We start from the raw sequence: 11,421 nt of genomic DNA on the forward strand, positions 1-11,421 counted from the left end.
ACCGCCTAGCTGGATATCGCCTTGATATAGCAGCGCGCACCCTGCCCCGCCATCATGGCGAGGTTCTGTCCGAGGTCGCTCCACCGACCAATGGTTAATCGGCTCTGTAGGTCCGTCCGAGGTCCGGCTGGGTCAGATCGGCCAGGATGGTTTCGCCGGCCAGTGAGGTCTGGCCCTCGGACACCAGCGGCTTGGTGCCCGCCGGCAGATAGACGTCGAGCCGCGAACCGAACCGGATCAGGCCGAATCGCTCGCCGGCGACCAGTGGCTGACCTTCGCGCACGAAGGAGACGATGCGCCGCGCGATCAGCCCGGCGATCTGCACTACGCCGATGTTGCCATGCGTGGTCGAGATCACCAGAGAGTTGCGCTCGTTGTCTTCACTGGCCTTGTCGAGCTCGGCATTGATGAACTTGCCCGGCGAATAGATGATGCGCTCGACCCGGCCCGGCACCGGGCTGCGGTTCACGTGGACGTTGAACACGCTCATGAAGATCGAGACACGCGGCAGCGGCTGATCGCCGAGCCCCAGCGCCGGCGGCGGAATCACATCCACCACCATCGAAACGCGGCCGTCGGCCGGCGACACCACGAGGCCGTCGCGCACCGGCGTCACCCGCACCGGATCGCGGAAGAACAGGATGCACCAGATCGTCAGCACCGTGCCGATCCAGCCGAGCGGCGCCCAGATCCAGAACAGGATCAGCGTGACCAGCGCGAAGATGCCGATGAACGGATAGCCTTCGCGATGGATCGGCGGAATCTGCGCGCGAACCGAATTGACGATGGACATCGGACCATCCCCCTCAAAAGTTTGCGGCGCGACGATCAGCGCCGCGACACGCTTACTCCGCCGCGGCCGAAGTTGCCAGATCGTCGTCGAGGTCGGGCCTCGGTAACGGCGACGCAGGGTCTGCGATCTGCGCCAGCCGCTCGCGCGCCTCTTCGGCCTCGCGCTGCCTGTTCCACATACTCGCATACAGGCCACCCGCGGCCAGAAGCTGCGCATGCGTGCCGCGTTCGGCGATACGGCCCTGATCGAGCACGATGATCTCGTCAGCCCCGACGATAGTCGAAAGCCGATGCGCGATGACCAGCGAGGTGCGGTTGCGCGAGACTTTGTCGAGCGCGCCCTGGATTTCGTGTTCGGTGTGGCTGTCCAGCGCCGAGGTCGCCTCGTCGAGCACCAGAATCGGCGGTGCCTTGAGAATGGTTCGCGCAATTGCCACGCGCTGCTTCTCGCCGCCGGAGAGCTTGAGGCCGCGCTCGCCGACCTCGGTCTCGTAGCCTTTCGGCGACGCCTTGATGAAGCTGTCGATCTGCGCGGTCCGCGCCGCTTCCTCGACCTCGGCATCGGACGCGTCCCAGCGGCCATAGCGGATGTTGTAGCGGATGGTGTCGTTGAACAGCACCGTGTCCTGCGGCACCATGCCGATCGCCGCGCGTAGCGAGCCCTGCGTGACGTCGCGGATGTCCTGGCCGTCGATGCGGATGGCACCGCCCGAGATATCGTAGAGCCGGAACAGCAGCCGCGAGATCGTCGACTTGCCGGCACCCGACGGCCCGACGATCGCAACCGTCTTGCCGGCCGGCACTTCGAAGCTGAGCCCCTTGAGGATCGGCCGCGCCGGATCATAGGCGAAACGAACATCGTCGAAAGTCACGGTGCCGCTGCTGACGATCAGCGGCTTCGCGTTGGCGCGGTCTTCGACCTCGGGCTGGCGCGCCAGCACGGCGAACATTTTCTCGATGTCGATGATCGCCTGCTTGATCTCGCGATATACCATGCCGATCAAATTGAGCGGCTGGTAGAGCTGGATCATCATTGAATTGACCAGCACGAAATCGCCGACCGTGTTGGTGCCGTTTTTGATGCCGACCGCGCACATCACCATCGTGGCGGTGAGGCCGAAGGTGAAGATCACCGCCTGCCCGGTGTTGAGCACCGCGAGCGAGGTGTAGGTGAGGACGCTGGCCTCCTCGTAGCGCTTCATCGACTTGTCGTAGCGCTGCGCCTCGCGCTCCTCGGCGCTGAAATACTTCACCGTCTCGTAATTGAGCAGCGAGTCGATCGCCTTGGTGTTGGCGTCGCTGTCGGACTCGTTCATCCGGCGGCGGATGCCGATGCGCCACTCGGTCGCCTTGTAGGTGTAGTACATGTAGATCACGACGGTGACCATCACCACCGCGACGTAGCGCCAGTCGAACTGCCACAGCAGCACGCCGGCGACCAGCACGACCTCGATCACGGTCGGCGCCAGTTGCAGGATCACCATGCGGACGATGGTCTCGATTCCGGTGCGGCCGCGCTCCAGCACCCGTGTCAGCCCGCCGGTCTTGCGCTCGAGATGGAAGCGCAGCGACAATTCGTGCATGTGCACGAAGGTCTGGTAGGCGAGCTTGCGCACCGCGTGCATCGCCACCTTGGCGAAGATGCCGTCGCGCCATTGCGTCAGCACCGCCATCAGGATGCGGACGAGGCCGTAGCTCAGCGTCAGCGCCAGCGGCGACGCCAGCAACCAAAGCTCCCAGTTCGACGCCTCGAGCGGCGCACTGCCCTGCCCGGTCAGCGCATCGGTCGCCCATTTGAAGGTGAACGGCACCACCAGCGTCGCCGCCTTGGCGAGGATCAGCAGCACCACCGACCACATGACCCGCATCTTCAGATCGTCACGGTCACCGGGCCAGATGAAGGGCCACAGATGAACCAGTGTGCCGATCAGGGTGGCCTTCTGCGCCGCCGCGTCCTCGGGGGTCGCGACTGCAGGGCCGCCGCCGTGATGCGAATGCGGATGAGCCATGGATGATGCCTGGACCGAATCTGCGAGCCGGAACGGCCGCAGCGAATGATGTCGGACCGTCATATAGTGTTTTGCCGCCGAGGTGCACCCGCCGAAGCAAATTATTGCATCCGCTCAGGCAGTTGCACCGGCGTCGGCGGTTCGGCGTCTTGACGCTGTCATCACCCGGTGCCACATCGCAGGCCATGAGCGATATCAAGACCGTCTGCGTTTATTGCGGTTCCGGCCCCGGCACCGATCCCCGTTTCATGGAAGCCGCCACGGCGTTCGGCAAGGAACTCGCCGACAACGGCGTGGCGCTGGTCTATGGCGGCGGCTCGGTCGGCCTGATGGGCGCGGTGGCGACTTCGGTGCTCGACAATGGCGGCCAGGTCACCGGCATTATCCCGGGTTTTCTGCGCGACAAGGAGCTGGCGCTGAAGCGCGTGCAGGAGCTGATCGTCACCGACGACATGCACGAGCGCAAGCGGCTGATGTTCGAGCGCTCCGACGCCTTCGTGGCGCTGCCCGGCGGCATCGGCACGCTGGAAGAGCTGGTCGAGCAGCTCACCTGGCAGCAGCTCGGCCGCCACAAGAAGCCGATCCTGATCGCCAACATTGCCAATTTCTGGGAACCGTTGATGGCGCTGTTCGCGCACATGCGCGACACAGCGTTCATCCGGCCCAAGCTGGCGGTGGACATTTTGCAGGCCGACAATGTCGGCGACATCCTGCCGAAACTGCGGGAAGCCGCGGCTCCGCAGCCGGAGCCGGCCAAGCAGATGCCGCCGGAGATCGCCGCGCGGCTGTAGTCGCAGCGCAGACCGGCTACCCGACTCGATAGATTACGAGATGAGCGCACCGTGCAGCCGCACGATTGTACGCACGCGTGCGTTCGCATTCACAAGCCTACGGAAACATCCGAATTGTTGCGGTGCAGGACGAGGCCTAGCGTCGCCGCAAATCTATTCGGAAGCGCACCATGCTCGATCGCCCAACACGACGGCCTCACCCTTTCACCATGACGGCGGTCGCGGCCGCGGTGATCGCCGTGACCGCCTCGCTGTATTCAACGCCACTGCGCGCCAAGCAGCCTGACCCGATCGCGAGCGATCCGGCGCTGGTCAGCCGCGGCGAGTACATCGCGCGACTCGGTGACTGCGTGGCCTGTCACACCTCAGAAGGCGGCGCCGCGATGGCTGGCGGACGCAAGCTGGAAACCCCGTTCGGCACGGTGTGGTCGACCAACATCACACCGGACCGCAAGACTGGCATCGGCGCTTGGTCGTTCGATGAGTTCGATCGCGCGATGCGTAAGGGCGTCGCGGCCGACGGCCGCAATCTCTATCCGGCGATGCCGTATCCGTCCTATGCCAAGATCTCGGGCGACGACATGCGGGCGCTGTGGGCCTATCTGACCAAGGGACTGGCGCCGACCGAACACGCGAATACGCCGGCGCAGATGCACTTCCCGTTCAACATGCGCTTCGGCATCGCGCTGTGGAATATGCTGTTCCTCGACACAGCGTCGTTCAAGCCCGATCCGGCGAAAGACGCAGTGTGGAATCGCGGCGCTTACTTGGTGCAGGGACTCGGCCATTGCGGCGCCTGCCACACGCCGCGCGGCCTCGCCTTCCAGGAGAAAGCGATGAGCGAGGCCGGCCCGAGCGGGCAGGATTTTCTCGCCGGCGCCAAGGTCGAGAACTGGAATGCGCTCGATCTGCGCGGGCTATGGACGGTCGACGATACGGTCGAGATGCTGAGGACCGGCCGCAATCGCTTCGCCACAGCGTCGGGCAGCATGACCGACGTGATCCTGCATTCGACGCAAGGCTTCACCGATCAGGATCTCGTGGCGATCGCCACCTATCTGAAATCACTTCCGTCGGATCGGCAGCCGGAGGCGCCGGTCGTCGCCGACGACGTCCCCGCTGATACATTCTCGACGCGGGGCGGACTCGGCTATGCACAGTTCTGCGCCGACTGTCATCGCCCCGATGGGCACGGCGTGAAAGGCGTGTTTCCGCCGCTCGCCGGCAATCCGACGGTCGCCGCCAAGGACGCGGCGACGCTGCTGCATATCGTCCTGACGGGATGGAAGACCGCCCCCACCGCCGCACAGCCGCGGGTGTGGTCGATGCCGAGCTTTGCGCGGCTCGGCGACAGCGAAGTCGCCGAGATCGTCAACTTCATGCGCAAGAGTTGGGGCCACGGCGCTGCCGCCGTCACCGCGGCCGACGTCGCGGTTGCGCGACGCGAACTCGATCCCAAGATCGATGCGTCGAAATTCGAGACGCCGCGGCTGGCCGATCTGCTGTCTCAATCCAATTCTGAGCAGCTCGTACGCGGCATGCGGCTGAACTACGAGACCCGGACGCTGCTGCCCGATCACGTCGGCGACGACCTCAACTGCTCGTCGTGCCATCTCAACGCCGGCACCGTCGCCGACGGCAGTCCCTATGTGGGTGTCTCGGCCTTCTTCCCGAGCTACGCGCCCCGCTCCGGCCGGGTGATCACGCTCGAAGACCGCATCAACGGCTGCTTCCTGCGCTCGATGAACGGCAAGCCGTTGCCGGTCGACGGCGCCGACATGAAGGCCATGGTGGCGTATTTCGACTGGATGAAAGGCGCCACCAAACCGGAGGACAAGGTCGCCGGCCGCGGCGTCGGCAAGATCGATCCCAAGCTCGTGCCCGATCCCGTCCACGGCAAGGAAATCTACGCGGCGCAATGCAGCGTCTGCCACGGCAGCGACGGCGAGGGCCTGAAGAACGCCGCCGGCCGCATCGTCTATCCGCCGCTGTGGGGCAGCCGCTCCTTCAACATCGGCGCCGGCATGGCGCGGACCTACACGGCCGCGGCTTTCGTCAAGCGCAACATGCCGATCGGCTCTCACGACAAATTCCCGATCGGCCAGGGCGGCCTGTCCGATCAGGACGCGCTCGATGTCGCCGACTATTTCTCGCACATGGAGCGGCCCGACTTCGCCGCCAAGGTCAAAGACTGGCCGAAGGACCCTAAGCCGAAGGACGCGCGCTACTGATCGCGGCCGCAGCCCGGTGCAGGATCGAAGATCTTGCCCGGGTTGAGGATGCCCTTGGGATCGAGCGCGGCTTTCAGCGTGCGCATCACCGCGACCTCGGCGGCGCTGCGGCTGACGTAGAGATACGGCTTCTTCTCGAGGCCGACGCCGTGCTCGGCCGAAATCGAGCCGTGGCAGGCGGCGAGCGGGCGATACACCAGCGCCTCGACCTTCGGCCGGACTTTCAGATAATCCATCGGTTTGACCTGGACGATGACGTGGAGATTGCCGTCGCCCAAATGGCCGAATATCCAAAGCCGATGCTCGCCGATCTCACTGTCGAGCGTCCCGGCCAGCGTGGCCGCATAGCCCTCCATCGCGGCGATCGGCAGCGACACGTCGAATACGATCGGCAACCCGCCCTGCATTACCTGGCCGACGTCGTCGCGCAGCGCCCAGAAGTCACGGCAGTCCTGCTCGGACTGCGCGATCGCCGCGTCGGCAATCAGGCCGGAGTCGAGCGCTGTTTCCATGGCGACATTAAAGCGTTGACTGTCGAGCGCCTCGTCGCCGCCCTGGCTTTCGATCAGCACGTAGTACGGATAGGTCTGCGGCACCGGCGGACGCCCCTTGGCGGGCGGCGACGTCACCAGCTTGTAGTAGGACTGCCACATCACCTCGAACGCCGACAGCGTGCCGCCGAGCGAGCGGTCGATATGCTTGAGGAAGTTTGCCACCGCGTCGAAACTATCCAGCGCCACGAATGCCATGTTGGTGGCGAGCGGCTTCTCGCGCAGCCGCAGCACCAGGCGCGTGATGATTCCGAGCGTGCCCTCGGAGCCGACGAACAGTTGCTTGAGGTCGTAGCCCGAATTGTTCTTGATCAGCCGGTTCAGCGACGACAACACGGTGCCGTCAGCCAGCACGACTTCGAGGCCGAGGATCATGTCGCGCGTCATGCCGTAGCGGATGACGCGGTTGCCGCCCGCATTGGTAGCGGCATTGCCGCCGAGCGTCGCGCTGCCGCGCGAGCCGAGATCGAGCGGGAACGCCAGATCGTGCTTGTCGACCTCTTCCTGGAGCGCCTGCAGCGGCACGCCGGCCTGCACCAATGCGACGCGCTGCTTGGTATCGATCTCTTCGATGACCCGCATCCGCTCCAGCGACAGGATCACTTCGCTCGGCTCGGCGTCGGCGCCGTGGACGAGCCCGGTGAGGCCCCCCTGGGTGACAACGCTGATGCCGCGGGCGTGGCACCAGCGCAGGATCTCGGAGACCTGCTGCGTCGTCGTCGGCCGCACCAGCGCGGCGGCCTTCAGCGTATCGAACCGGTAGGCGCCGGCCGAGCGTTTGCGCAGCTCGTCGGCATCGAGCACGCCGCCCTCGCCGACCATCTCACGTAGTGCGCTGACGATCTCCGCGCTCATGTTATCAGTCCATCAGATCATGGCTTCGATCAGCCGCGGACCACGCTGGTTCATCGCTGCGGCGTATTGCGCCGAGAACTCCTCGGCGGTGGTGGCGCGGCTGGCTTCGACGCCGAGGCCCTCGGCGATCTTGGTCCAGTTCATCTCGGGGCTGTGCAGGTCCAACATCGAAGCAGCGTTGCGGCCCGCACCCGACGCGCCGACGCGCTGCAGCTCGATGTTAAGGATCGCGTAGGAGCGGTTGGCAAAGATTACCGTGGTGACGTCGAGATTTTCACGCGCCATCGTCCACAGCGCCTGCATGGTGTAGGCGGCGGCGCCGTCGCCGTGCAGGCACACCACCTTGCGATCCGGCGCAGCGATGGCAGCGCCGATCGCCAGCGGCAGCCCCTGCCCGATCGCGCCGCCGGTCAGCGGCAGATGCGTATGCGGACGTGCCTTGGGCAGGATCAGTTGCAGCGCCAGGCCGGAGGAGACCGCGTCGTCGGAATAGACCGCGTGGTCGGGCGTCAGATGTGCGATCGCCTGGGCGACGCCGAGCGAATTGAGCTTGCCCTTGGGCAGATCGGGCAGCGCCAGCGGAACGCGCGCGACCGGCTGGCTCGGTGTGCCGAGCGCAGCCGCCAGATCGATCATCGCCTGGGCGCCGTCTTCGTGCGGCTGCGCCAGATAGTCGAAATAACAACCGTCCGGCGCGCCCCAGCTCGGCTTGCCCGGATAGGCGAAAAACGACACCGGCGGCTTGGCGCCGACCAGGATCAACTGCTCGACATCCTTCAGGAACGCCGTGATCTGCTCCGAGAAATACGGCACGCGCTCGAGCGCCACACGGCCGCCGCCGAGTTCGGTCTGCGGCGCGAAGGTATCGCACATCAGCCGCGCGCCGGTCTTGGCGGCGACGCGGCCGGCCGCCTCCAGCGCGTCGCCGAGCAACGCTCCGCCGCGCATCAGCAGCGCGGACTTCTTGCCGTTCGACAGCAGCTTGGCGATGGCCTCGACAGTATCAGCCGGTACGCGTGCCGCGGCGATATCCGGCAGCCTTTGCGCCGGCCGCACGGCCGGATTCCAGGCGACGTCCGCCGGCATGATCAGCGTCGCGATCTGGCCGGGCGCGGCACGTGCCGCCTGCACGGCGCGCGCGGTGTCGCTGGCCACTTCGCCGGGGCTCTTCGACTCATATACCCAATGCGACACCGGGCGGGCGAAGCCGACGATATCGGAGGTGAGAGGCGCGTCGTATTGCAGATGGCTGATGGCGTGATCGCCGACGATGTTGACGATCGGCGTCGATGCGCGGCGCGCGTTGTGCAGATTGGCGAGACCATTGGCGAGGCCGGGGCCGAGATGCAGCAGAGTAGCCGCCGGCTTGCCGGCGATGCGGCCGTAGCCGTCCGCTGCGCCGGTAACCACGCCCTCGAACAGACCGAGCACCGAACGCATCTCCGGCACCGAATCCAGCGCCGCGACGAAGTGCATCTCCGAGGTGCCGGGATTGCCGAAACACACCTCGACGCCGCAATTCACCAGCGTCTTGATGACCGACTGCGCGCCATTGATTCCGTCCACGAGCATTCCCCCTGCGGCCGGCGCGGGTTCGCCGGCTGTGACCTGTTTGGGGGATATGTTGTCAGCACGGCACGGCGATGACAACCGAGCCTTGGAAACGGTACGCGGCTGCAGTCGGAGAAGATTGCGCAGGCCTCAACGTCGTCATGCCCGGGCTCGTCCCGGGCATCCACGAATTGCAGCGGAGGCAACGCCAAAGGCGTGGATGGCCGGGACAAGCCCGGCCATGACGAAAAAGGCGAGATCAGCCGGTCAAACCGTCGCGCCGGACTGGATCAGCTTGTAGACGACCGAATCCATCAGCGCCTGGAACGAGGCGTCGATGATGTTCGGCGACACGCCGATCGTGGTCCAGCGCTGGCCGTTCTCGTCTTCGCTCTCGATCAGCACCCGCGTCACCGCCTCGGTGCCGCCATTGAGGATACGGACGCGGTAATCGACCAGCTTCAGGCCTTCGATGTACTTCTGATACTTGCCGAGGTCCTTGCGCAGCGCGACGTCGAGCGCGTTGACCGGGCCGTTGCCTTCGGCCGCCGAGATCAGCGTCTCGCCGGCGACCTCGACTTTGACGATTGCGGTCGCCACGGTGACGCGCTGGCCGTGCGAGTTGTAGCGCTGCTCGACATTGACGTCGAATTTGTCGACGCGGAAGAACTCCGGCACGGTCCCGAGCGTGGAGCGCGCCAGCAGATCGAACGAGGCGTTGGCCGACTCGTAAGCATAGCCCGCCGCCTCCCGCTCCTTCAGTTTTTCGACCAGTCGCGACAGCCGCGGATCGTCGCGATCGAACACGATGTTGGTGCGCCCCAGTTCGGCCAGCACGTTGGATTTGCCGGCCTGATCGGACACCAGCACCTTGCGGTGATTGCCGACGGTCTCGGGCGAGACGTGCTCATAGGTCTGCGGATCCTTCAGCACCGCCGAGGCATGGATGCCGGTCTTGGTGACGAAGGCACTGCTGCCGACATAGGGCGCGTGCGGATCGGGCGCGCGATCGAGGATGTTGTCGAGCGCGCGCGACACCTGCACCAGCGTCGCCAGCTTGTCTTCGGAAACGCCGATCTCGAACTTGTCGGCGTACTCCTTCTTCAGCTTCAGCGTCGGGATCATCGAGCACAGATTGGCATTGCCGCAGCGTTCGCCGAGGCCGTTGAGCGTACCCTGGATCTGGCGCGCGCCGGCGCGCACGGCGGCGAAGGAATTGGCCACCGCCTGCTCGGTGTCGTTATGGGCGTGGATGCCGACATGCGCGCCCGGGATGTGCTTGACCACTTCGCCGACGATGGTCTCGACCTCGTCCGGCATGGTGCCGCCATTGGTGTCACACAGCACCACCCAGCGCGCGCCGGACTCGTACGCCGCCTTGGCGCATTGCAGCGCGAACTCCGGATTCGCCTTGTAGCCATCGAAGAAGTGCTCGCAGTCGACCAGCACCTCGCGGCCCTTGTCCTTGGCGATCGAAACGCTGTCACGGATCGAGGCGATGTTCTCGTCGTTGGTGGTCTCGAGTGCGACGCGGACCTGATACTCCGAAGATTTGGCGACGAAGCAGATCGCATCGGCCTTGGCGTCGAGCAACAGCGCGATGCCTGGATCGTTCGACGCCGAGCGGCCGGGCCGCCGCGTCATCCCGAACGCCGCGAACGAGGCGCGATCGAGCTTGGGCTTTTCGCCGAAGAACTCGGTGTCGAGCGGGTTGGCGCCCGGGTAACCACCCTCGACATAGTCGATGCCGAGATCGTCGAGCAGGCCGGCGATCAGCCGCTTGTCGTGCAGCGTAAAATCGACGCCGTTGGTCTGGGCGCCGTCGCGCAGCGTGGTGTCGTAGAGATACAGCCGTTCGCGGGTCATTGCTCTGCTCCGCCGCTCGCATCGCCGGCGAGCGTCTTGGTCATCGAGGTGTTGGCGAGCCATTCGCCGTTGATGGTGACGGTGTTGCGTTGGGTCGCGATGTAGCCGCGGCGGGTGAAGAACTCCGCGGCGTTGTCGCTGGCATCGACCGTCAGCTTGGTGGCGCCGCGCGCGCCGGCAAGCTTTTCCAGCGCATCGATCAGCGTGGTGCCGACGCTCTGGCCGGTGTAGTCGGGATGCACATACAGCATGTCGATGTGATCGGCGCCCTTGAGCGAGGCAAAACCGACCGGCGCGCCGTCCAGCGTCGCGAGCAACGTGAGCTGCCCGCCGAGCCGCGCGGAAAACTTCTCCAGATCCTCCGCCGCGGAGGCCCAGGCATCCTGCTGATCCTCGCTGTAATCGTCGGCGGCAAGCTGCTCGATCGACGCCACGAAGATCGCCGCGGCGATCTCGGCGTCCTCCGGCAGATACGGCCGCAGCGCAGGTTTGGCGTTGCTGTTCATGACGTCACCAGAACCCGTACAGCTTCAACACCAGCGCAACAGCGCCGATCAAGATCGCGATCTTGATCGCGATGTAGTAAAGCCAGTGCCGCGGAAATGGCGTGTCGGGACGGTGAGAGGGTTGCGGCCCGGTGGTGTGCGGATCAGTCATGATCGATCTCCCTTAACCGCAACCGCGGCCGTCATCCTGAGGTGCGCGACCGCGGCGCGCCAGCGCGGCGGTCGAGCCTCGAAGGATGACTTTGCGGAGTAAGCCGAGCTTCGCGAAA

General features: G+C 65.5%; 9 protein-coding genes. 2 read left to right on the top strand and 7 right to left on the bottom strand.

Features of this window, described 5'->3' with window-relative positions; genetic code table 11:
• Nucleotides 1-94: 94 nt before the first annotated feature.
• A complete protein-coding gene (locus I5M_RS15605; protein WP_022722246.1) occupies nt 95-793 on the bottom strand; it encodes a phosphatidylserine decarboxylase in 699 nt (232 codons plus the stop codon).
• A gap of 52 nt (nt 794-845) precedes the next feature.
• On the bottom strand, nt 846-2,801 hold the full coding sequence (locus tag I5M_RS15610) for an ABC transporter ATP-binding protein/permease (protein WP_031336561.1): 1,956 nt from the start codon (nt 2,799-2,801) through the stop codon (nt 846-848).
• A 185-nt stretch (nt 2,802-2,986) separates the two neighbouring features.
• Between I5M_RS15610 and I5M_RS15615 the strand changes: the two genes are divergently transcribed.
• Both I5M_RS15615 and I5M_RS15620 read left to right on the top strand, forming a co-directional pair.
• Nucleotides 2,987-3,592 (top strand): TIGR00730 family Rossman fold protein, encoded by a 606-nt coding sequence (locus tag I5M_RS15615; RefSeq protein WP_022722248.1) that lies wholly within the window; start codon nt 2,987-2,989, stop codon nt 3,590-3,592.
• A gap of 170 nt (nt 3,593-3,762) precedes the next feature.
• Nucleotides 3,763-5,823, top strand: a complete 2,061-nt coding sequence (locus tag I5M_RS15620; protein WP_085981027.1) for a c-type cytochrome — start codon at nt 3,763-3,765, stop codon at nt 5,821-5,823.
• Here the strand turns inward: I5M_RS15620 and I5M_RS15625 are convergent.
• The 5 genes from I5M_RS15625 to I5M_RS33155 form a co-directional block, all read right to left on the bottom strand.
• The gene (locus I5M_RS15625) at nt 5,817-7,229 is read right to left on the bottom strand and encodes an FAD-binding oxidoreductase (protein WP_022722250.1); all 1,413 of its coding nucleotides are present in this window, start codon (nt 7,227-7,229) and stop codon (nt 5,817-5,819) included. The genes I5M_RS15620 and I5M_RS15625 overlap by 7 nt on opposite strands.
• A gap of 12 nt (nt 7,230-7,241) precedes the next feature.
• Nucleotides 7,242-8,801 carry an acetolactate synthase large subunit gene (locus I5M_RS15630; RefSeq protein WP_022722251.1) on the bottom strand — a complete coding sequence of 520 codons (1,560 nt, stop codon included), beginning with the start codon at nt 8,799-8,801 and terminating at the stop codon, nt 7,242-7,244.
• Between the two features lie 246 nt (nt 8,802-9,047).
• Complete coding sequence (gene cimA, locus I5M_RS15635) at nt 9,048-10,646, bottom strand: citramalate synthase (protein ID WP_022722252.1); 1,599 nt, start codon at nt 10,644-10,646, stop codon at nt 9,048-9,050.
• Nucleotides 10,643-11,152: a GNAT family N-acetyltransferase gene (locus I5M_RS15640; protein WP_022722253.1), complete on the bottom strand. Its 510-nt coding sequence runs from the start codon at nt 11,150-11,152 to the stop codon at nt 10,643-10,645. Before I5M_RS15640 ends, cimA begins: the two co-directional genes overlap by 4 nt.
• Before the next feature lie 4 nt (nt 11,153-11,156).
• The gene (locus I5M_RS33155; protein ID WP_022722254.1) at nt 11,157-11,303 is read right to left on the bottom strand and encodes a hypothetical protein; all 147 of its coding nucleotides are present in this window, start codon (nt 11,301-11,303) and stop codon (nt 11,157-11,159) included.
• Nucleotides 11,304-11,421: the final 118 nt, after the last annotated feature.

This window comes from Rhodopseudomonas sp. B29, from assembly GCF_000333455.1.
Classification (GTDB): domain Bacteria; phylum Pseudomonadota; class Alphaproteobacteria; order Rhizobiales; family Xanthobacteraceae; genus Rhodopseudomonas.